The sequence below is a fragment of the Salicola sp. Rm-C-2C1-2 genome, assembly GCF_040196175.1.
Classification (GTDB): domain Bacteria; phylum Pseudomonadota; class Gammaproteobacteria; order Pseudomonadales; family Oleiphilaceae; genus Halospina.
This window is the reverse complement of record NZ_JBEFNF010000002.1, coordinates 196925-218911: the sequence shown is the minus strand read 5'-3', so window position 1 is coordinate 218911 and position 21987 is coordinate 196925. Positions and strand designations below refer to the sequence as shown.

Here is a 21987-nt window from a genome sequence, read left to right as displayed (position 1 = left end):
CTCCCTTAGTCCTGCCGGTCACTAGCTTTGAACATGTCGAGCATACGGTCGGTCACCACGTAGCCGCCAGCCGCATTACCCGCACCCAGCACAACGCCGATGAAACCAATGGTCTGCTCCAGTGGCGTGGCCGCGTTGAGCAGGGCCCAGATGGCGCCAACCACCACGATGCCGTGAACGAAATTGGAGCCAGACATCAGTGGTGTGTGCAGAATCGCCGGCACCCGACCGATGATCTCATAGCCGGTAAAAGCCGCCAGCATAAAGATATAGAGCGCAACAAAACCGGTGATGGCGGTGGTCGCATCCATGGTCATTCCCCCCTGACGGCTTCGGCCGCCACTTCGTTCCGGATTTCACCCGCGTGCGTCAGGCACGCATGGGCAACGACCTCATCTTCCCAGTTGAGCTGGATCTCACCGTCAGCGATGATCAGCCCCAGGAAGTTGAGGAGATTTTTAGCGTAAAGCTCAGAGGCGTGCTCAGCCAGAAGACTGGGCACGTTCAACGGGGCCACGATCGTTACGTTGCCCTTTTCCACCGTCTCGCCCGGCTCCGTGAGGGGCGTGTTGCCGCCGCCATCTGATGCCAGATCCACGATCACGGCCCCCGGCTTCATGCCCTGGATCTGCTCTTCAGTGAGAACCTTCGGGCTCTCACGGCCGGGAATATTCGCAGTGGTGATCACCGCGTCGGCATTCTGGACATGGCGTGTCACCACCTCGGCTGCCTGTGCTTTTTCCTCGTCCGTCAGTTCCCGTGCGTAACCACCTTCACCGGTGGCGGAGACACCAGTGTCGACGAACTTTGCACCCAGCGACTCCACCTGTTCTGCCGCTTCGCTGCGCACGTCATAACCCTCAACCATGGCACCCAGCCGGCGCGCCGTTGCAATGGCCTGCAGTCCCGCAACACCGGCGCCAATCACCAGCACTTTCGCCGGCCGGATGGAACCAACCGCCGTGGTCATCATGGGCAGGATGCGGTGCAGATTGGTAGCGGCCAGAAGACCACCGTAATACCCCGACAATGCCGCCTGGGTGGAGAGCGCATCCATGGCCTGGGCCCGCGTGATCCGTGGCACCAGATCCATGGCGAAGCAGGTGATCTCACGCTCCACCAGCGCCTCCACCGTCTCGGGTTCACGGTGCGCATAGACAAAGGCAATCAGGATGCTGCCCTTGGGCATCTTCCGGACCTCGGCCGGGCTGGGCACCTGCACACAGAGCACCACATCAGCCTTATCGAGTTCCAGCTGGCCCACATGGACGCCTGCGTTGTGATAGGACTCATCGGGAATACGGGCAGCTGCACCGGCTCCCTCCTGGAGGCGGATCTCGACCCCTAGTTTTTCCAGCTTCGGCACGACCGCGGGTACCACGGCCACCCGTCGTTCATTGGCCCGTGTTTCCCGGGGTGCAGTGATGGTCACCGTCATGATGGCCACTCCCTTGTTGACAGGATGGAATCCTGAGCTTGAAACGGTCGCGCACCCGCTAACGGTGCGATACCCTGATAATAGACAGAAACCCATGGAATATCATGAAACCAGCCATTCGCAACCTCATTCTTATCGGCCTGTTACTGTTTCTGGCCATGCCTGGCGCCTTTGCCGCTACTGAAAGTCACGTCTTCGAGCTGGAGAACAGGCGGGCACAGACCGTAGTACCCCAGCTGCGCAATCTTTATGGCGATGAAATCACGCTTTCGCCGGATGGCCAGAACCTGATGGTGCGCGCCAAGCCAGAGCAGCTTGCGGAGATCAAGAGCCTGCTCAGCCAGATCGACCAACCGGTGCGCCGGATGCGGCTGGCCCTGCGCCACCGGGAAATGGCCTCAGGCGAGGACGACCGCACTGGCAGCGAGCGTGTCTACAGTACGCAACGGGCCTCGACACGCTCGCTAGTCGTCCAGGATCAGCAGATCGCACAGATCTCGTCCGGGCGCATCGCGCGCCTCCCGGTCGCCGCCCGGGGCGGCAAGGACCCGATGGTGATTGTTGAGGAAGTGGCTATGACCAGCGGCTTTCTGGTGCGCCCTTCGGTACTGAGCGACGATCAGGTGGAACTGCACATTACCGCCATCCGCAACGAACCCATCCCGGGCAAACCGGGTTACGAGACTGCTGGTGTGGTGACCATCCGCCGCGTAACCCCCGGCGAATGGGTGGAGCTGGGCAAGGAGCGCCGGAGTGCCCGTTCACAGAACAACAGCCGGGTTCACAGTACGCAGTCAAAGGGCAACCGCCTTTGGGAAGTGAAGATAGAGGTACTTCCAGCCCCCTGACAAAGGCCGGCGTCAGCTCAAGGCCTTCAGCAGCACTTCCTTGGCCTCGTTCACCCGTGCTGCCAGCTCATCACTGCCGCCGTGATCCGGATGTACCTTCTGGATCAAGCGCCGGTGCGCCTTCACAATCTCATCCCGGCCAGCATCAGCGGGAACATTGAGCACCTCACGGGCTTCTTCCAGACGCATACCGCCTGAATCGGGCGGTGGGCTCTGCGCATCATGCTCACCCTGTTGATGCGAGTCAGCACCCCCATCCATGCCAGCATTACGGATACGGCGCCACAGAAGCCAAAGCTGGAAGGCGCGCCAGCCGCGATGCGCGAAAGGCACGAGTGCGGCAATCAGGCCCCCGACCACATGCAGCCTGCCGGTGGCCACCAGCAGTGTACAGAGTGCGCCCACCGCCACGACGACACCCCAGAAAAGCCCTTTGCGCCGGTCCTCTGGGTCCAGGCGTGCCCACTGACGCAACAGCAGGAAAAGCAGAACAGTAAGAGCAAGGCCAAAAATAAGGTGCATCAGAGTTCCGTGTTTTGTGGGCATCCCAGGGCCGGAGTACACTACACGCCAGTCCGACCCGATCCATCACATCCTACCAGAGGGGCCTGGCCTCAATGCACGACGAGCTGACCGCCATCACCGAATTCGCCGAAGAAACCGCCCAGCAAGCAGGGGAACTGATCATTCAGCAACGTCGCGGGGGGAATCTGAAGCATGACTACAAGGATGCTACCGAGCTGGTCACCCAGGCGGACATCGAGGCGGATGAGTTCATCGCCCAGCGCATCCAGCAGGCCTTCCCCAAGCACCGCATCCTCTCCGAGGAAGCCATGCCGGATCTGGCCCAAGCCGAGAATCTGGATACACCTCTTTGGATCGTGGACCCCATTGACGGCACCGTGAACTATGCCTACGGCCACGCCCAGGTGGCGGTTTCCATCGCCTATGCCGAAAAGGGCCGGGTGTGCGCCGGTGTCGTCCACTGCCCCTTCCAGCAGGAAACCTTTATGGCCACCCAAGGCCAGGGCGCTCTGCTCAATCGCATGCCGATCGAGGTCGCCAGTGCCACCGAGCTGCGCCGCAGCCTTATCGCTACCGGCTTCCCCTATGGCAAGGATGAGATCCCAACCCTAGTGCGCCGACTGGAGCGGGTACTCACCCACTGCCGCGACATCCGGCGCATCGGCTCCGCCGCCGCGGACATCTGCTGGGTGGCCTGTGGGCGATTGGACGGCTACTACGAGAGCGTCAGCCCCTGGGATTTTGCGGCAGCCCGGCTGATCGCACTGGAAGCCGGCGCCACCTGCGGCCATTTCTCACCGGTTCCCGAGGGCTACCCCGAGGATCTATGGGGCCGGGATCTGATCATCACGGCCCCCGGTATCCACAACGCCCTGAAAGAGCTGCTTCCGGAGCCAGCCGGGGCGTAAGCCCCGTGGGCCCGCCTCACCGGATCCGGTTAGCCAGATTGGTGGCGCTGGATGCCATCGCTTCCAGCTCCGGAATGGTTTTGAGATTGGCATCCGAGGACTCACTCATGGCTTCCGCCAGCTCCGAGACCTCTGTGATATTGCGGTTGATGTCCTCGCTGGTGCTGGTCTGCTCTTCCGCCGCCGTAGCCACTTGGGTCGTTGCGTCCTGGATCTCGCTCATCCGTGAATTGATATCCGAGATGATCTGCTGAACCTCGGTGACCTGCTGCACACACTCCTCGGTCACAGTCTCGCTGGCTCGCATGTTTTCCGTGGCCTCATCGGAACCGGAGGCGATGCTGTTCACAATCCCATCAATCTCGGCGGTCGCCTCCTGGGTCTTGCCGGCCAGGTTGCGCACCTCATCCGCCACCACCGAGAATCCACGTCCGGCATCACCGGCCCGAGCTGCTTCAATGGCGGCGTTCAGCGCCAGCAGGTTGGTCTGATCCGCGATCTCACGGATGACTTTCATCACGTCGCTGACTTTCTTGTTGTTTTGCGCCAGGGCTACGACTGTTTCCGAGGTCGAATGCACCTGCTGGGACAGCCGGTTCATGCTCTCAACCGAGGTGGCAATGTTGCTGTTGGCGCGATCGGTTTCAGAGGTGGTCTCATCCACGCGGGTCGACACATTGGAGGCATGCTGGGCTACTTCACTCGCTGTTGAGGTCATCTCATTCATGGCTGTAGCCATCTGATCAATCCGCTGCCGGGCCTGCTCCGAGCGCTCAGCCACATCGCGTGCCCCGCCACCTACCGTATCCTTGATAGTCGTCAGATCCGCCGCGTTGGTGCGGGTCGTCTGCTGGATCTCATTCAGGAAGTCGTGCAGCTTACGCGCCGCGTCCGCAAGCCAGCCGATCTCATCCTCGCGTTTCAGCGTGGGCTTTTCGCCCAGCTCGCCATTGGCCAGTTGTTCCAGTCGCCCGGCAATAAGCCGCGTCGGTTGTATCACCTGCCGGTTGATCATAAATACTGACAGAATAGTCCCCAGCAATACCGCAACCAGAAGCGCCGCGCCTGCCAGCATGGTGTTACTTCTGGCATTGGCCGCCAGGCTTGCGGCTTCGTTGGTGGCAAGCTCGCGGATTCGCTCAGTCGCGTCGCTGATCAGTTGCGCCGGTTCGCGGTCAATGCCCTGTACGGCCGCGTCACCCTCGGTGTGATCAAATCCCGAATCCGCGAAAGACTGGTAACCCTCACGGTATGACTCCCCCATGCGCTGGTGCGCCTGCTGGAACTGTTCAAGCAGCTTCTTTGCCTCAGCATCGGAAACCAGTGGCAGCAACTCATCCAGACTCGCCTGAATACTCGCTTCCTGCTCCTTGAACTGGCTCCAGTACTTGTCCCTCTGACCCTGGTCATGGCCGCGCAGCAGCACATTCTTCCACTCCTGGACCTGAGTCTTGAAATCAGAGAGAACCTCTTGGGTCTCAATGGCCGCCTTCATATCCCGCGAGGTCAGGCGCGAGAATGAGTCAGTCACACTGAGCGAATAACTGAGGTAAGCGCCAGCCACCACGGCAATGGCAATATTCGCCATCAGGATGACCATCAGAACCTGGCGGGCAATACTCGTTCGGATCATAGAGAGGACCGCTCCTGAGTGACTGTCTTTATAACACACTAAAGGGTAGCGGCCAGATTCCGGAAAGGTTAAGTGACACACCCAGAAACTTTTGTTACAGCTCTTACAGCAACAGTGTGCCGTGCTCGCCGTAAGCGTCAGCCAGCCGCTGATTCAGCGGGGAATGCCGCCAGCGGATGCTCAGAGCTGATGCGCAGATGCACAGGACAACCCACGGACAGATCCTGCTCATGATTGGTCCTCACTCGCAATGCCTCGCCTTCACACACGCGAATGGCATAGAGCCTTGACTCCCCCTCATAGCGGCGCCACTCAACAACCCCGTTACCTTCCTTTGAGGGCACAACAGTCAGATCATCAGGGCGTACCAGAAGATCCACCGGTTCACCATGCCCCCCCGCTTTCAGGGCGGGCGCATTACCCAGGGGCGTCAGCACGAGATCGCCCTCGCGGCGCCCGCGCACGAAAGCCGCCTCACCCAGAAAACGCGCGGCAAAGCGACTGGTTGGCTGACTGAAGCATTGCTCAGGTGTATCCAGCTGTTCCATGTGACCATTGTTCAGGACGCCAAGGCGATCGCCCACAGACAATGCCTCCTCCTGATCATGCGTCACCCAGATGGCCGGCACACCCGCTTCTTTGAGCGCAATGCGTATATCCCAGCGCAGGGTGTCCTTGAGCGCCGCATCCAGGTTGGACAGCGGTTCATCCAGAAGCATCAGCTGCGGTTCATGAGCCAGCGCGCGCGCCAGGGCCACACGCTGCTTCTGCCCTCCGGAGAGGCGTTCCGGCATGGCATCCGCCAGTGATGACAGCCCAAGACGCTCCAGCCACTCGTAGGCGCCTGTGCGATCACTCAGCCGAAACGCTACGTTGTCGATCACACTCAGATGCGGGAACAGGGCAAAATCCTGGAAGACCATCCCAACCCGGCGCTTTTCCGGCGGCACGTCGCGCTTGGGCGTAATCCGCTTGTCGCCCAGCACAATCTCACCGGCATTCGGCCGCACCAGACCTGCCAGAGCACGCAGTACCGTCGTCTTGCCGCAGCCGGTCGGACCCACGAGCATCAGGATCTCGTCTTCGCCCAGCTGGAAATCCAGGCCATCCAGAACCCGGGTCTGACCATAGGCAACACTCAGGTCGCGTACTTCAAGCATCGTTACCCCTTATTATCTGCAAGGCCCGTTTTCAGCCCCCTTTCGCCACTGACCATCAGCACCAGCGCCACACCGGAGATGAGTACAAGCAGCAGCCCCGGTACGCCGGCACGGCCGAAATAGCCCGCCTCATAAACCCGCCACAGCTCCGTCGCAAGCGTATCGAAACCTGTGGGCCGCAGCATCAAAGTTGCTGGCAGCTCGCGCATGGCCTCCAGAAAGACCAGCGCGCCACCGGCAACCACGCCGCGCAGTGTCAGAGGCAGACTGACGCGGCGGAACGCCTCGCGCCGGGAGGCACCCAGCAGGCGCGCCGCGTGAGTCAGGTTGTTATCCAGCCGCTCCGCGGTTGAGCGTACAGCACCAACCGCCAGCGGCAGAAACCGAAGCGTATAGGCCAGCACCAGTAGAAACAACGTCTGGTACAGATACGGAATCCTGAGCCCCAGATGAACCAGCGCCGTCCCCATCACGATCCCGGGCACGCCAAACCCAAGATAGGTTGCCCGGTCCATGATCCGGCCAGCGCGCCCGGAGAGCGCCGCAAAGGCGACTGGCAGCGCCAGAACAACCGCGCCCACAGCTGCCAGTGCTGCTGCCCAGGCTGAGTTGACCGCTGTCATGGGATCAAAGCCAGCCAGACCATCGCGCGCAATCCAGATGCCGAAAAGGGCCAGAGGCAACGCCACGGCCAGAGCCGCCACCAGCAGGGCCGCCGCCATCATGGCGCTCCCTGCGGCAGCGCCCGGGGTCAGAACCAGCGTCCGACCAGGGCGCTCCTGCTCCGTGCCGAAACGGCTTTCAAGAAACAGGATCAATCCAACGATGACCAGCAGATGCAGCGACAGCATGGCCGCCTGGCTGAGCCCAAACGCGTTGTATTCGACAAAGATCACACGCGTAAACGTGTCCACACCCATGATGGCGGGTGTGCCGAAGTCCGACAACGTGTAAAGCGCCGCCAGCAGCGCGCCAGCCGCGATACCACGACGAACCCGCGGCAGTACCGCCCGCCAGAGCGCCTGCGGCAGGGAAAGCCCCAACGTGCGGGCAGCATCCAGCACGCTGGCATCCAGCCCACGCAGCGACGCCCGGGTCGTGAGGAGTACAAAAGGGAAAGTATACAGCGACATGACCACGGCGGCGCCGGTAAGGCCCCGCAGCTCAGGGGTAGGAATCCCCGTGAGTGCCTCAATCTCACCGCCCGGCCCGAAAGCCGCATAGAACGTAAAAGCGCCGATATAGCTCGGCATTGCCAGCGGTGCCGCCAGCAGCGGCAACCACAGCCCTCTCAGGGGCAACCGGACATAGGCGGTCATCACCGCCAGGGGAACCCCGAGAATCAGAGCCCCCAGGACCGTCAGCCCCGCGAGTGCCAACGACTGCCAAAGCACCTCGAGCCAATGGGGATCCCAGAGCGTTTCAGCGCCAGCACCCAGATCCAGAAGGACGAGTAGCGGCAGGATTGCGAGCACCGCAACCGGTGCCGCCAACACATAGGAGGCTGGCCATCGCCTCATAGAACGCCCGTATCCCGCATCAGCTCGAGGGTCGGGCGCAGATCCGCCAGGCGCGTCAGATCAAGAGAGGGCGGCTGGATCCGCTCCTGATCCGGCAGCCCCTCCGGCAGAGCCACGCCGTTAACCATCGGGATCTCGTAAGCCTCCTGCACCAGGTACTCCTGCACTTCCCGCGTCAGCAGGTAACGGATGAAGTTGACGGCCACCGGGCGATCCGTCAGCGCCATGGCCCCGGAGGCATTCAGCAGCGAACCGGCATCATCGCGTGTCATGGCAAGCGACACCGGCGCGTCCGGCTGACCGGCTTTGAGCCTCAGGGTGTAATAGTGGTTCGCCAGTCCCACGTCGACTTCCCCACGGGAGACGCCCATCACGGCCCCGAATTCACCCGCGTACTGGCGGGCCCGGCCTTTCATGGCGCGCAGCCATTCCCGTGTCGCCTTCTCACCTTGCAGAAGGCGCATGGCGGTCACGAAGGACTGGAAGGAGCCATAGGCCGGCGCCCATCCCACGCTCAGACCACTGTCCGGCAGCGCCATGATGTCCTCAGGGATATCCCCCAGGCTGAGCCGATCCGTGTTGAAGGGCAACGTGCGGACGCGACCGGACACCGGCGCCCAGTAATCGTAACGGAAGCCCTCACGCAACCCCTCGCCGAGCGAATCCGGCAGCGCAGTAGCCAAGCCGGCATCACTCACAAGACCCAGCGAGCCGGAATCAACAGCCCAGAACAGGTCAGCCTGGCGGGCACCGGCCTCGGCCTCCGCCACGATAGTATTCGCCAAAGCCACCGTGGGGCCGCGCCGCACCTGCAGTGACAGGTCCGGGTTACGGTCCCGGATGGCGTTGATCACGTTCTCGTAAAGGCCGCCCTCACCCCGCCCCAGGTAGAGGGTCAACTCCCCCTCCAGAGGCGGCAGCGACTCAACCGAAAACGGCGCCTCGCCCTTGCCGGCCGCCAGGCCGGACAAGGGGAAGGCGCTCATGACACCCAGCGCGCCCAACGCGCGCATCAGATCCCGACGGGTCACATCAGAACACATCGCCCTGACTCTCCTCCGCCTTCTTGAGCAGCTCCTGCGCCCGCGCCAGCTTATCTTTCATGGCGTCAACCCGGTTGGTCACTTCCGAGACCGAAGCACCATTCTCAAGCAGCTTGGGCAGTGTGACATTGAAATCTTTCTCGAGGCTTTCAACCAGCTCGGCATCCTGCTCGATGAGTGCCCCCTCAATGCCTTCAAAAAGGTTCATGTAAGTATCGTGGACCAGCTCAGTCGCCTCCTCGGTCTCACCCTCGGCATGTTCCACTGTGACTTCATCGAGCTGGGCAACAATCTCATCCACCGTAGCGCTGCCACTGGCCGAGGACTCGGTTGAGTCATCATCGTGACCGCCATCAGCCTGATGCTGGGCAGCCATCTTGACCACACCCAGAGCCTGCCACAAAGCGGACTCCAGTGCCTTCTGTTCGGCCCGCACTGTCGCGATGTCCTTCTCCTGGTCAATGGCCTCTTTCACGCCATAAATGCCCTGCCAGATCGAGGCATAAACCGGTGCCTGATTGACCTCAACAGCGGAATGGATCCGCACTTGTTCCCAGAGTTCAATCAGATCATCCGTTTCAGCCGCATCCGGCCCCTGCTCAGCGTAACGCCCTACCAGTTTCTCAACGCGCTCAACAAAACGGTTCACTTCACTCTCATAGTTACCGAGATGTGACTTGAGGTCTTTAACATGATCGCCCGCTTCACCATCCGCCGCCGCAGTGAACGGTAGTGCCACCAATGCTGCCGCAAGCAATACACCCCTGAAAGCCGTGAACGTATGGTTTTTCATAGAACCTTTCCTCTGATTTTATGTCTTAGTGCGTGAACAATAACTATTCTCAAATGAACAGTAAAGGTATTCTTTCCTGTGAAACCTTGTTGTCAGACTCTTGTGGTATGTTATGACCCCTGTGCATCATCCCGATTGAATAGACCATGGGCTATAAGAAGGAGAACAATAATGTCATCACCCATCAGCACCCTAGCGCTGATCGCGCATGATAACCGCAAGCCCGCCCTCGCCAACTGGGTACAGACCAACGCAGAACAGATGAGGGCACTGACCCTGATCAGTACCGGTACGACGGGCAACCTCATCGCAGATCGAACAGGACTGCCAGTGACCTGCCTCAAGAGCGGCCCACACGGTGGGGACCAGCAGATCGGTGCGCGTATTGCGGAAGGCACCGTCGACATGCTGGTGTTCTTCTGGGACCCACTGGAACCGATGTCTCACGACCCGGACATCCGCGCCCTGCTGCGCCTGGCCACCCTCTGGAATATCCCGATCGCCTCCAATGAGAGCACCGCGGATTTCCTGATCACATCGCCGTTTTTCCAGGCGTATGACAGGGCGGTTCCTGGGTTCGGCGGGAAGGCCTGAGGAGGCTATCGACCTTGTGTGAGATCCATCAACGCTGTGCCTCCTCAAGGACATTGATCACAGCGCTGTAGTTTTCCACCCGATTCGGTCGATTGCTGCTGAAGCGAGCTAACTCCAGTGGTTTTCGGCCCTCGCCATCCCTCAGGGTCGGATCAGCCCCAAACTCCAACAAAAGCCGAACGCCCCCCGGATTATTCGTTATCGCCGCAGCATGCAGGGCGGTAAATCTCGTGCCGTGGGCCTCACTCATGCTGTTGATATCGAGACCGTTGTTCATCAGGTGCCTAAGAACCGGGCGCGCTTCGTCAGGACCCAATACATCCACAACATATTGGGCTCCCGCTTCTCGATTAAGCTGCTTCACATCCGCTTCATCTGGGTGAAACCAGTAAAGCGACTGTTTCGCGCTCCAACGAAAGACCGCTGGTGTCTCATCATCCATATAGACCGCAATGAGTTTGAAGGTCGACGTGGTGGCGAAATGATACACAGTCAAACCACAGCCAGTGGCCACCAGGAACGCCAGAACAACCGCTAGTCCTTTCACAAACTTGCTCATAACCGCGTCCTTCAAATCCAGGCGATGGTATCCGGCTTAATATCGCTCAGCACAATCCGTTGTTTGGCCTTCGGGATTGATGACGTCAGCCCTTTAAGCCGATCCTCGAATGGTTTTCTTTGCTTGATCGCAATGGCGCCTCGAACCGCCTCATAAACCCAGGGGTCCTCAAGATCCTCTTCAGTCGCGTGGTTTCTACCGCGCAGACCCCTCGAAGGAAGCCTGCTCAAGGAGCTCAAGGACCCGCCCAAAATCCCTGTCAGGACGATTCCGGCCAGCGAGCTGGGCAAGATCGAGAGGCGTCCGCCCCTCGTGATCTGTTAATGAAGGATCAGCCCCCTCGTTCAGCAGAACCTCAACGGTTCCTGGGTCATTGCTAAGGACAGCGGCGTGCAAGGCCGTAAACCCTGAGCCACTGACCTTATCCACGCTATTGATATCTACTCCGTTAGATACGAGATGATCAAGCACGGATCTTGCCTCCTCGGAGTCAGGAAGCGCCGCCACGTATCTGGCTCCTGCCTCCCTGTTGAGTTGTTCTACGTCTTCCTCACCAGGATGGAACGCATAAAACGCCTGCTTCGCGCTCCAACGAATCACCGCAGGGTTATCCTTATCCATATAGACAACAATCAACTGGAAAGTCGATGTTGTGGAAAACTCATACAGAATGCCCCCTGCCGTGGAAGCGACCAGAAAAACCAGGGCCAGGCCGGACCACCTCAAAAACTTTTGCATACCAGACATCCTCAAACCCAAACCTGTTCGCCCGGCTCGACATTGCCAAACTCAATTGTCGGCCTGCCCCTGCTTGTAACGGGTATATGGTTCAGCCTCTGTTCGACTTTCGATCTTTGCTTCCAGGCAATGGCTTCCCTAACCGTTTCATAGATCCTTGGGTCTTCCAGATCCTGCTCAGTCGCGTGTTTCCACCAGTGCTTGGTTGATTTGCGAGCAACCTTGCCTATCAGCTTCTTAATCGAAGCGCCGGGTTTTTGGCGGAACACAACCTCGAAAAGAATCTGAACAAAACCAATCAGGTAGGATCCATCAATAGCAACAACCAGCAAAGCCTGAGCATACCGCCGCAGGTCCATCGTCATCGTAGTTGTCCTGATAACGGGCTTCTTCGAGGGCCAGAAAAACACGAGTACCTCCCGGGCTTCACGTTCGTTCAGCACCACTTTGGAATCCGGGATATCGGGTAGGGAGAGTGTCGTCTCACTCATCGTTTGCCTCCTTTCAATAGAACCCCATCCAGTGGGGATTTAAAGGATCTCGAGCGTAATTCCACAAGCATTAATATTCAAGAATACAAAGACATCGTGCTCATGGCAGCCAGGGCAATCACGCCGGACAACTGCTAGGCTCCCTGCTGACGGAAGATAGTCATCCGCTCAGGGAGCCGTAATGAGCCAGATCGAACGCATCTACCGCATCCATGACACCCTCCGCTCGGCAACACGCCCAGTGCCAATGCAGACCTTCATGAACAACCTGGAAGCCTCCCGCAACACCATTACCCGGGACTTCCAGTTCATGCGGGACATCCTCGGCGCTCCAATAACCTACAACCGGGAACACAACGGCCACGAATACGACCCGGACGAACCGGTATTCGAGCTGCCCGGCTTCTGGATGAACGCCAGCGAACTCCATGCCCTGCTGGCCAGCGAGCAACTGCTGGAAGCCGTACAGCCCGGGCTGATGACGCCGCATCTGGCCCCGCTCAAGAACCGCATCCGGGAGCTTCTGGGTGACGAGGGCGATACGGCCCAGCGCCTGAGCGAACGCATCCGGATCCAGCCCATCCTGGCCCGCCATGCCCCGGAGTCCATCTTCCGCAATGTGGCCGAGGCCACCCTCCGCGGCCTCCAGCTCCATGCCAGATACACCAGCCGCAGCCGGGAGCAGACGCAGGAACGAACCATCAGCCCGCAGCGGCTGCTGCACTACCGCTCCAACTGGTACCTGCTGGGCTGGTGCCATCAGGCCAAGGGACTGCGGCTGTTCTCCTTGGACCGGATGAGTGGCCCATCCGTAACCAGTGACGAATCCAATGAATGCCCGCCCGAAACCCTGGACGCCCAACTCAGCACCAGTTTCGGCATCTTCACCGGCGAAGCGCGCCAAACCGCGCACCTGTGCTTCTCACCACGGGCGGCGCGCTGGAGCGCGGAGGAACTGTGGCACCCGGACCAGCAGAGCCAATGGGCCAGCGATGGCTGTTTCCACCTCTACGTGCCCTACGCGGACCCAACGGAGTTGGTTATGGAAGTTCTCCGTTATGGGCCCGACGTGGAAGTGATCGGCCCGGAGGCATTGAGGCGGGACGTTGCGGACCAGGTCTCACGCATGCACGGCTTGTACTGGTGATTCCAACAGTGATGCGTTATGTGGGGCAGGCCCCGTGATACAACGGCTACTAAAAGGGAGTAATGGAACAAGAGGCCGAATATGAGTCAGGACAACGCGTTTTTCGCCCACAGTACCGAACGGGAAGACCAGGCGGACTGGCAATTGCTCCATGAGCACCTTGAAAGCACAGCCGCGCTGGCCGAATCCAACGCGGCTCCTTTTGCCTGTGGCTCAATGGCTCGGGTCATGGGTCTTCTCCATGACCTGGGCAAGTACGCGCCCCGCTTCCAGAAACGACTCCAGGGTGAAAGCATAAAGGTGGACCACGCCACCCGGGGCGCCATGGTTGCGAGCGAGCGATTTGGGGATATTGGCACCTTGCTGGCGTATGGCATCGCGGGTCATCACGCGGGATTGGCCAATGGTAAGGATTCAGGCCTCCGATCACCGCTTGCGCAACGCCTTGACCAGGAGGTGCCTACCCTCGATCCCGCCTGGGAAACAGAAGTCCCGGTCCCGACTCACCCCCCTCAACCCGAGGCTTTCAGCCTGAAACCGGACCAACGGTTCTTTCAGTTCTCGTTGATGGCCCGGATGCTCTTCTCATCGTTGGTTGATGCGGATTACCGGGACACGGAGGCCTTCTATGCGAAGACCACAGGGGTTCCAGTTGAAAGGCAGGGCTTCCCATCACTGGAAACACTGCGGGAAGAGCTGGAAAAGACTCTTTCAGGGTTCAAACCGGATACCGACGTTAATGAACTGCGCATGGAAATCCTCAATCATGCCCGCAACGAGTCCGAACAACCGCCCGGCCTTTTCTCGATGACCGTTCCCACCGGTGGCGGCAAGACGCTGACATCACTGGCATTCGCGCTCGACCATGCTATCCGGCACGGTCTGCGGCGCGTTATCTTCGTGATTCCTTTTACCAGCATCGTGGAACAGAACGCAGCGGTTTTCCGTCAGGCATTGGGGGCCTATGGTGAAACCGCCGTACTCGAACATCACAGCGCCTATCAGGATGACGGGCAGAAAGCACCAGAAGCAGCGGAGAAACTGAAGAAGGCAATGGAGAACTGGGAAGCGCCGATTGTGGTCACCACCTCGGTCCAGTTCTTTGAAAGCCTGTTCGGCGACCGCCCGTCGCAATGCCGCAAGCTCCACAACATCAGTGGCAGCGTCGTAATACTGGATGAAGCACAGACCCTACCCTTGAAGCTACTGCGCCCCTGCGTAGCGGCAGTCGACGAGTTGGCGCGCAACTACCGGACAAGCCTTGTGCTTTGCACGGCCACGCAACCCGCCCTCAGAGCCAATGACGAGTTCAGGGGCGGCCTGGAAGACGTCCGGGAGCTGGCTCCGGACCGCGAACGCATCTTCCACCGCCTGAAGCGGGTAACCCTGCACCACGTGGGGGAAGCTTACGACAGCGATATCGCGGCCACCCTCCGTGACAATGACCAGACATTGTGCATCGTCAACAACCGGCGCCACGCCCGATGCCTGTATGAACAGATCGCCGATGACCCCGGCGCCTTTCATCTCACGACCCTGATGTGCGCCAGGCACCGAAGTAACGTGTTGGCCGAGATCCGGGCACGGCTTCAGGACGGCTTGCCCTGCCGACTGGTGTCCACATCACTCATCGAGGCCGGCGTTGACGTGGACTTCCCTCTGGTGCTGAGAGCCGAAACCGGCCTCGACTCCATCGCCCAGGCCGCGGGGCGTTGCAACCGCGAAGGCAAGCGGTCACCGGAGACCAGCGAGGTCCGCGTGTTCTCCGTAGCCGATGACTGGCCCACACCTCCGGAGCTTGAACAGTTCGCCCAGGCTGCCAGGGCGATCTTCCGCCAGTTTGAGGATCCGCTGTCACTGGCGGCAATCAATGCCTATTTCCGGGAGCTTTATTGGCAAAAGGACAAGGAACTGGATGCCAATGACCTACTGGGCCGGGTCAACCGGAGCCAGATCGACAGCCTTCCCTTTGAGTGGATCTCGGAGCAGTTCCAGATGATTGAAAGCACCATGATCCCGGTCATCATTCCGTACGATGATGGTGCCCGGAAAGCCATCAAGGATCTGGAGTACGCCGAGCGTGTTGGCAGAATCAGCCGGAACTTGCAGCCCTACCTGGTGCAGATTCCTGAACAGGCCTATAAAGCATTAAAAAGCGCTGGTGCGGTTCAATCCATCCGGCCGAAAGAGTTTGGGGAGCAATTCCTGCTACTGGTGAACGAAGACCTCTACTCTCCTGACTATGGGCTGAATTGGGATAACTCGGTCTTTATCAGAGCGGAAAACTCGATTATCTGAGTCGTCGAAATGACGTGGATCTAAAGGAGAAAAACATGGCATATGGAATCAAACTAATCGTCTGGGGTGACCGGGCCTGTTTTACACGCCCGGAAATGAAAGTGGAGCGGGTGAGCTACGACGTCATCACCCCTTCGGCAGCCCGGGGCATCCTGGAAGCCATTCACTGGAAGCCGGCCATCCGGTGGGTAATTGACCGCATACAGGTTCTGAAACCAATCCGGTTTGAATCCATACGGCGCAACGAAGTCGCCTCCAAAATCCCCACCGGCAACGTGAAGTCGGCGATGAAAGCAGAGTCCACCTCTGGGCTCTCAAACCTTGTTGATGAAGACCGCCAACAGCGTGCGGCGACCATCCTCCGGGACGTGGCCTACATCATCGAAGCGCACTTCGAGCTCACCTCCAAGGCCGGAGACGACGACACGGAAGGCAAGCACCTGGACATATTCAACCGCCGAGCCCGGAAAGGCCAATGCTTCCACAATCCCTGTCTCGGCAATCGTGAATTTCCCGCCTTTTTTCGTTTGGTTGAGGAGGGCGAATCGGAAATGGCCGTGGATGACAGCCTTCTGGGCGAGAAGGACCTGGGCTTCATGCTCCATGACTTCGATTTCCAGAACGGCATGACGCCCCACTTTTTCCGGCCGGTCATGAAGGATGGCGTTATTGATATTCCCGCTTTCCATGATGAGGAGGTGCGAGCATGATCCTGACAGCACTGAACGACTATTACGAGCGGCTGGCAGCCCAGCCGGACAGCACAATCGCACCTATCGGGTACAGTTATGAGAAGATCAGCTTTGGACTGGTTCTCTCGCCTGAAGGGAAGCTCGTTGACGTTCAGGATCTTCGTGATACCAGCAGCAAAAAGCCGCGGCCCAGCCTGATCCTGGTAACCCAGCCGCCCAAACGAGCCGGCGTTAATCCACCACCCGCCTTCTTGTGGGATAACACCAAGTACGCCCTTGGGATCACAGAAGGCCAGGATGAAAAAGCCCAGAAGCGGGCCGCCGAAGCCCATAAAGCATTCAGGGAGTATCACGAGAACGTTCTCGCCGATACAGACGATGAAGGCCTTCTGGCCCTCCTGCGTTTTCTGCGTCAATGGCAACCGGAGCACTCGCACGGCTATCCAAAATTGAGTGACGAAGTTCTGGACACCAATGTTGTTTTCCGTCTCGAGGGGGAACAGCAGCTCATTCATCAAAGGGAGGCGGCCAAAGCGCTCAGAAAACAGCTCCTCGACGAGGCCGAGACCCCGGAGGGCACCTGTCTCGTGACGGGTGAGCGCGCGCCTGTAGCGCGGGTCCACCCCTCGATCAAGGGCGTCAAGGATGCACAGTCGATGGGAGCCTCCATCGTCTCATTCAATGAAAAAGCCTACGAATCCTACGGCAAGTCTCAAGGGGATAACGCCCCGGTTTCCGAGAAAGCCGCCTTTGCGTACACCACGACACTGAACCACCTGCTCAGAAATGAACCCGACAACCATCAGCGTCTCCAGATCGGTGACGCAACCACGGTTTTCTGGGCCATTGCGGATGACCAGTCACAGACCCAAGCCGCCGAGCAGACCTTTGCCCAGATGCTGAATCCAAGGGCAAGTGACGAAAGCGAGACAGAGCGTCTTAAGCGCCTGCTGGATTCGGTCGCGCGAGGCCAGCCCCTGCGCGAACAGGATCCCGGCCTCAACGATGAAGCACAGATCTATGTTCTGGGCCTGGCCCCAAACGCCTCACGCCTTTCCATCCGGTACTGGGAAACCGGCTCGTTGCGGTCCTTCGCCCAACGGATGACACAACACTACCAGGACCTCAGCCTGGATCCGTTGCCATGGAAAACCTTTCCCGGCATCTGGCGTTTACTGCTGGAAACCACCCCCCACCGCGGCAAGGACAAGAAAGGCAGCTGGGACGACATACTACCCCAGCTCGCGGGGGAGCTGACCCGATCCATCTTGACCGGCAGGCGTTACCCGCGAAGCCTGCTGACCAACATCATTATGCGCATGCGCACGGACGGGGATATTTCCGACCTGCGTGTCGCTCTCTGCAAAGGCGTTCTGGCGCGCGACAAGCGTCTGGGCGTGAAAGGAATCCAAGAGGAGGTACCCGTGAGTCTCGACAAAGAAAACGCCAATCCCGGCTATCGGCTCGGCCGACTGTTTGCCGTACTGGAAGATGCCCAATATGCGGCGCAAGGTAACGTGAACGCTACAATCCGGGATCGTTATTACGGATCTGCATCGACGACCCCCGCTAGTATCTTTCCAGTACTCATTAATAACTACGGAAACCACCTAAGCCGATTGCGCAAAGACAAGCCAGGGCTTGCCGTAAACCTCGAAAAAGAGGTTGGCGAAATCATGGACGGGTTGGGCCCAACCTTCCCCAAGAACCTGCGTCTTGAAGCCCAGGGCCAATTCGCCATCGGCTACTACCACCAGTCCCAGAGCCACTTCCGCAAACCGGAAACCGCTGAACAAGGAGAAGACCAATGACCGCCATCACCAATCGCTATGAATTCGTCTTTCTATTTGACGTCACCAACGGCAATCCGAACGGCGACCCCGATGCGGGCAACCTGCCGCGCATTGACCCGGAGACCAACCAGGGCCTCGTGACTGACGTCTGCCTCAAGCGCAAGATCCGGAATTACGTCAGCCTTGAGAAAGAGGAGTCGTCCGGCTACAACATCTATATGCAGGAAAAAAGTGTGCTGAACAATCAGCACCAGAAGGCCTATGATGCGTTAGGGATAAAACAGGAAAAGAACAATAAGCTGCCGAACGACAAAGACAAGGCAGCCCAGCTGACGCAATGGATGTGCTCCAACTTTTTTGACATCCGCTCCTTCGGCGCCGTCATGACGACTGGCGTTAATTGCGGCCAGGTTCGCGGCCCAATCCAGATGGCTTTTGCCAACTCCATTGACCCTGTTGTCCCCCTCGAAATGTCAATTACCCGCATGGCGGTTACTACGGAAAAGGAAGCCGAGCAACAAAGCGGCGACAACCGCACGATGGGGCGGAAGCACATCATTCCTTACGGCCTTTACAGGGCGCATGGCTTTATATCCGCAAAACTGGCGGAACAGACGGGCTTTGGGGAAGAAGACCTGGACCTGTTGTGGCGCTCGCTCATCAACATGTTTGAGCACGACCGCTCTGCGTCACGTGGTGAAATGTCCGCCCGTAAGCTGATCGTGTTCAAGCATGACAATGCCATGGGCAATGCCCCGGCCCACACACTGTTCGACGCCGTGAACGTGGAGCGGGTGGATGGAGAACCAGACTCCCCCGCGCGGCAATTCTCGGATTACCGCGTCACTGTTGATGCCGAGTCCATTCCGGAAGGCGTCAGCGTGCAAGAGAAGCTATAGGCAATACCACTATGGATGACCTTCTGCCCATCTCCGCTCTCCAGCATTACGCGTATTGCCCTCGGCAGTTTGCATTGATCCATGTGGAGCAGGTGTGGGCAGAAAACCGGTTTACGGCGGAAGGTCGTGTGCTTCATCAGCGCGTGGATTCCGGCGAGTCAGAGACCCGGAATGGGGTTCGGTATGAACGCAGCGTGGAGCTGCTATCCAGAGATCACGGACTCACTGGCAAAATGGATCTTCTGGAGGTTGAACAGGGGTTACCCGCCATCTACCGCCCTGTGGAATACAAACGGGGAAAGCCGAAGGTTCAGGACTGGGATCGCATCCAGCTATGCGCCCAGGCTCTTTGCATCGAAGAGATGAAGGAAACCAGCGTTGCCGAAGGCGCAATCTGGTACTGGGAAAAGCGCCACCGGGAAACCGTAGCCATTGACCAGCCCCTGAAGGAACAAACCATGCTCTGCATCCAGGCCGCCCACCAACTGCTGGATGAAGGCAGAACGCCGGCACCCATCGACGACGCCAAACGATGCCGGGCATGCTCACTCGCCGAAACCTGCCAGCCCCAGCGCTTCCGGAAAGATGCCTCCGAGCGCTACATCAAGGAGTTGTTCCAGCAATGCAGCGGCTTCTGAATACGCTCTACATCACCCGCCAGGAGACCTACCTGCACAAGGAGCGGGAAACCATTGTCATCAAACAGGGTGACGAAAAGCTGGGACAGTTCCCGGCGCTGTCACTGGGCGGCATCATTTGTTTTGGCCGCGTTTCAGTATCACCTTTCCTGATGGGCTATTGCGCTGACCAGGGTATCGGGCTGTCTTTCTATACGGACTATGGGCGTTTTCTTGCACGAGTTCAGGGGCCGGAAAGCGGTAACGTACTGCTCAGACGGGAACAGTACCGCTGGGCCGATTCGCAGGAGCAAGCCGCCTCGGTTGCCCGGCTTTCCGTGGCGGCCAAGGTCGCCAACAGCCGTTCCGTGCTGCAGCGCGAGATCCGCAACCACGGAGAGACCCCCGCCCTCAGGGAGGCAGTGGACAAGCTGGCAACCAGCCTCCGGCGTGTCCGCAACGCGTACTCCGTGGAAGCAGTCCGCGGCATGGAAGGGGATGCCGCCAACACCTATTTTGGCGTTTTCAATGACCTATTGAAGGGCTCCGGATTCGCATTCGGCGGCCGCGTACGCCGACCGCCAACGGATCCAGTCAATGCCCTCCTGTCTTTCATCTACTCGCTCATTACCCAGGAATGCACATCGGCATTGCAGGGGGTAGGGCTGGACCCTTACGTCGGGTTCCTCCACAAGGACCGGCCAGGCCGCCCAAGCCTGGCGCTGGATATGCTGGAAGAGTTCCGGGCGGCGTGGGCGGACCGGTTCGTCCTTACCTTGGTCAACCGGCAGCAGGTCCAGCTCAAGGACTTTGAGACGGACGCCAGCGGCGCCGTCCGGCTGAAGGAGGAGCCGCGCAAGAAAGTTCTCAGCGCTTACCAGGAGCGCAAACAGACCGAGTTGCAACACCCTTATCTGGAAGAACAGGTCCCGATTGGCCTGCTCCCGCACTGCCAAGCCCTGTTATTGGCACGGCACCTACGGGGCGATATGGCGTTCTATACTCCTTACATGGTGAAGTAACGATGTTGGTTTTGATTACCTATGATGTCAGCGTAACCACCGCAAAAGGTCGGCACCGACTCCGGCAGATCGCAAAGGCCTGCCTGGATTATGGTACCCGGGTGCAGAACTCCGTATTCGAATGCGATGTGGAGCCGGCTCATTTCACCCAGCTCAAGGATGAATTGCTCTCAATCTATGACAGTGAAGAAGACAGTCTCCGGTTCTACTTTCTGGGCAAGAAAGGTAGGGAAAAGGTTGAGCACCATGGAGCCAAGCCAGCGGATGATCCATTGAACGACACCCTGATTCTGTAGGCGCTACCCCATGGTTCCCACCAAAACCCCGGCGCATCAGCGCACCTCTAACCCATTGATATTAGGGTTTTTGCTTTCCAGGGAGCCAATTTTTCCCTTTACGCCCTTTATTCGTTGGCAGGTCAGCGGAGATAGCGGTGTTTTGGGCTGCTCTTTAACAAGCTAGACTTGAGCGGTCGCGCCCCGTGCGGGCGCGTGGATAGAAACCAGGCAGCCAATTCGCCTGTGTTTTTTGTGGTAAGGTCGCGCCCCGTGCGGGCGCGTGGATAGAAACCAGAAAGGAACGTTGAGCTGATCGCCGCCTTCGTGTCGCGCCCCGTGCGGGCGCGTGGATAGAAACCAGAAGAAATCTCTGGATGCGCAAGTCTCTCAAGTCGCGCCCCGTGCGGGCGCGTGGATAGAAACGACAATCTGAACGAGATGGCCCGCGCAGAGCGCCGCGTCGCGCCCCGTGCGGGCGCGTGGATAGAAACAGACTTCGCGATCGCTGAAAATATAACCGGATCAAGTCGCGCCCCGTGCGGGCGCGTGGATAGAAACATCTAATGGGATGGTTGATCTTTCTGTTTTTGTGTCGCGCCCCGTGCGGGCGCGTGGATAGAAACACCGTGATGTCTGTCGGGTTGCCCAGCGGGTCGCGTCGCGCCCCGTGCGGGCGCGTGGATAGAAACAAGTTCCGCACGGTAGCACTGTCGCCAGGGGATCGTCGCGCCCCGTGCGGGCGCGTGGATAGAAACATATTGCACCTCTGTAATAGAAAGGTGATCTAATGGGTCGCGCCCCGTGCGGGCGCGTGGATAGAAACTGTGTTTATCCCTTACCGCATGGGCAACACGTTCGTTGTCGCGCCCCGTGCGGGCGCGTGGATAGAAACTCTCGGTGGTCTGCTGTCGTCTGGTAGTGCGCGATGTCGCGCCCCGTGCGGGCGCGTGGATAGAAACGCATAGCGACGGCAGTTTAATTTTAAGCTCAC

General features: G+C 59.2%; 22 protein-coding genes and 1 CRISPR repeat array (1 of these 23 running past the window's edge). Of the genes, 11 read left to right on the top strand and 11 right to left on the bottom strand.

The window, feature by feature from the left end; all coding sequences use genetic code 11:
- Positions 1-5 precede the first annotated feature (5 nt).
- Both AAF659_RS06795 and AAF659_RS06790 read right to left on the bottom strand, forming a co-directional pair.
- A complete protein-coding gene (locus AAF659_RS06795; protein ID WP_502949200.1) occupies positions 6-311 on the bottom strand; it encodes an NAD(P) transhydrogenase subunit alpha part 2 in 306 nt (101 codons plus the stop codon).
- A 2-nt stretch (positions 312-313) separates the two neighbouring features.
- A complete protein-coding gene (locus AAF659_RS06790) occupies positions 314-1438 on the bottom strand; it encodes an NAD(P) transhydrogenase subunit alpha (protein WP_349750965.1) in 1125 nt (374 codons plus the stop codon).
- A gap of 104 nt (positions 1439-1542) precedes the next feature.
- Here AAF659_RS06790 and AAF659_RS06785 point away from each other — a divergent pair, with 104 nt between their 5' ends.
- Complete coding sequence (locus AAF659_RS06785; RefSeq protein ID WP_349750964.1) at positions 1543-2286, top strand: secretin N-terminal domain-containing protein; 744 nt, start codon at positions 1543-1545, stop codon at positions 2284-2286.
- 12 nt (positions 2287-2298) lie between these two features.
- Here the strand turns inward: AAF659_RS06785 and AAF659_RS06780 are convergent, their stop codons facing one another.
- The gene (locus AAF659_RS06780) at positions 2299-2808 is read right to left on the bottom strand and encodes a DnaJ domain-containing protein (protein ID WP_349750963.1); all 510 of its coding nucleotides are present in this window, start codon (positions 2806-2808) and stop codon (positions 2299-2301) included.
- Between the two features lie 95 nt (positions 2809-2903).
- Between AAF659_RS06780 and AAF659_RS06775 the strand changes: the two genes are divergently transcribed.
- Positions 2904-3719 (top strand): inositol monophosphatase family protein, encoded by an 816-nt coding sequence (locus AAF659_RS06775; protein WP_349750962.1) that lies wholly within the window; start codon positions 2904-2906, stop codon positions 3717-3719.
- Between the two features lie 16 nt (positions 3720-3735).
- Here AAF659_RS06775 and AAF659_RS06770 read toward each other — a convergent pair whose 3' ends face one another.
- The 5 genes from AAF659_RS06770 to AAF659_RS06750 form a co-directional block, all read right to left on the bottom strand.
- On the bottom strand, positions 3736-5352 hold the full coding sequence (locus AAF659_RS06770; RefSeq protein WP_349750961.1) for a methyl-accepting chemotaxis protein: 1617 nt from the start codon (positions 5350-5352) through the stop codon (positions 3736-3738).
- Between the two features lie 137 nt (positions 5353-5489).
- On the bottom strand, positions 5490-6512 hold the full coding sequence (locus AAF659_RS06765) for an ABC transporter ATP-binding protein (RefSeq protein WP_349750960.1): 1023 nt from the start codon (positions 6510-6512) through the stop codon (positions 5490-5492).
- A 2-nt stretch (positions 6513-6514) separates the two neighbouring features.
- A complete protein-coding gene (locus AAF659_RS06760) occupies positions 6515-8032 on the bottom strand; it encodes an ABC transporter permease (protein WP_349750959.1) in 1518 nt (505 codons plus the stop codon).
- A complete protein-coding gene (locus AAF659_RS06755; protein WP_349750958.1) occupies positions 8029-9075 on the bottom strand; it encodes an extracellular solute-binding protein in 1047 nt (348 codons plus the stop codon). Before AAF659_RS06755 ends, AAF659_RS06760 begins: the two co-directional genes overlap by 4 nt.
- On the bottom strand, positions 9065-9868 hold the full coding sequence (locus AAF659_RS06750) for a hypothetical protein (RefSeq protein ID WP_349750957.1): 804 nt from the start codon (positions 9866-9868) through the stop codon (positions 9065-9067). The genes AAF659_RS06755 and AAF659_RS06750 overlap by 11 nt, the downstream gene beginning before the upstream one ends.
- Before the next feature lie 171 nt (positions 9869-10039).
- Here AAF659_RS06750 and AAF659_RS06745 point away from each other — a divergent pair, with 171 nt between their 5' ends.
- Complete coding sequence (locus AAF659_RS06745) at positions 10040-10462, top strand: methylglyoxal synthase (protein ID WP_349750956.1); 423 nt, start codon at positions 10040-10042, stop codon at positions 10460-10462.
- A gap of 28 nt (positions 10463-10490) precedes the next feature.
- Here the strand turns inward: AAF659_RS06745 and AAF659_RS06740 are convergent, their stop codons facing one another.
- From AAF659_RS06740 to AAF659_RS06730, 3 genes are all read right to left on the bottom strand, one after another.
- On the bottom strand, positions 10491-11021 hold the full coding sequence (locus tag AAF659_RS06740) for an ankyrin repeat domain-containing protein (RefSeq protein ID WP_349750955.1): 531 nt from the start codon (positions 11019-11021) through the stop codon (positions 10491-10493).
- Between the two features lie 195 nt (positions 11022-11216).
- The gene (locus tag AAF659_RS06735; RefSeq protein ID WP_349750954.1) at positions 11217-11759 is read right to left on the bottom strand and encodes an ankyrin repeat domain-containing protein; all 543 of its coding nucleotides are present in this window, start codon (positions 11757-11759) and stop codon (positions 11217-11219) included.
- 11 nt (positions 11760-11770) lie between these two features.
- Complete coding sequence (locus AAF659_RS06730) at positions 11771-12250, bottom strand: hypothetical protein (protein ID WP_349750953.1); 480 nt, start codon at positions 12248-12250, stop codon at positions 11771-11773.
- A gap of 181 nt (positions 12251-12431) precedes the next feature.
- Here AAF659_RS06730 and AAF659_RS06725 point away from each other — a divergent pair, with 181 nt between their 5' ends.
- The 8 genes from AAF659_RS06725 (at position 12432) to cas2 (ending at position 21014) form a co-directional block, all read left to right on the top strand.
- On the top strand, positions 12432-13397 hold the full coding sequence (locus tag AAF659_RS06725; protein WP_349750952.1) for a helix-turn-helix transcriptional regulator: 966 nt from the start codon (positions 12432-12434) through the stop codon (positions 13395-13397).
- 81 nt (positions 13398-13478) lie between these two features.
- The gene (locus AAF659_RS06720) at positions 13479-15695 is read left to right on the top strand and encodes a CRISPR-associated endonuclease Cas3'' (RefSeq protein ID WP_349750951.1); all 2217 of its coding nucleotides are present in this window, start codon (positions 13479-13481) and stop codon (positions 15693-15695) included.
- Between the two features lie 35 nt (positions 15696-15730).
- Complete coding sequence (gene cas5c, locus AAF659_RS06715) at positions 15731-16405, top strand: type I-C CRISPR-associated protein Cas5c (RefSeq protein WP_349750950.1); 675 nt, start codon at positions 15731-15733, stop codon at positions 16403-16405.
- Positions 16402-18198, top strand: coding sequence for a type I-C CRISPR-associated protein Cas8c/Csd1 (gene cas8c / locus AAF659_RS06710; protein WP_349750949.1), 1797 nt, complete (start codon positions 16402-16404; stop codon positions 18196-18198). The genes cas5c and cas8c overlap by 4 nt, the downstream gene beginning before the upstream one ends.
- Positions 18195-19079 carry a type I-C CRISPR-associated protein Cas7/Csd2 gene (cas7c, locus tag AAF659_RS06705; protein ID WP_349750948.1) on the top strand — a complete coding sequence of 295 codons (885 nt, stop codon included), beginning with the start codon at positions 18195-18197 and terminating at the stop codon, positions 19077-19079. The genes cas8c and cas7c overlap by 4 nt, the downstream gene beginning before the upstream one ends.
- 11 nt (positions 19080-19090) lie before the next feature.
- Positions 19091-19717, top strand: coding sequence for a CRISPR-associated protein Cas4 (gene cas4, locus AAF659_RS06700; RefSeq protein ID WP_349750947.1), 627 nt, complete (start codon positions 19091-19093; stop codon positions 19715-19717).
- Positions 19702-20718, top strand: a complete 1017-nt coding sequence (cas1c, locus tag AAF659_RS06695) for a type I-C CRISPR-associated endonuclease Cas1c (protein WP_349750946.1) — start codon at positions 19702-19704, stop codon at positions 20716-20718. Before cas4 ends, cas1c begins: the two co-directional genes overlap by 16 nt.
- A gap of 2 nt (positions 20719-20720) precedes the next feature.
- Positions 20721-21014, top strand: a complete 294-nt coding sequence (gene cas2, locus AAF659_RS06690) for a CRISPR-associated endonuclease Cas2 (protein WP_349750945.1) — start codon at positions 20721-20723, stop codon at positions 21012-21014.
- Positions 21015-21189: 175 nt separating this feature from the next.
- A CRISPR array of direct repeats spans positions 21190-21987; the repeat unit is 32 nt; unit sequence GTCGCGCCCCGTGCGGGCGCGTGGATAGAAAC; it runs 3024 nt beyond the window's last position.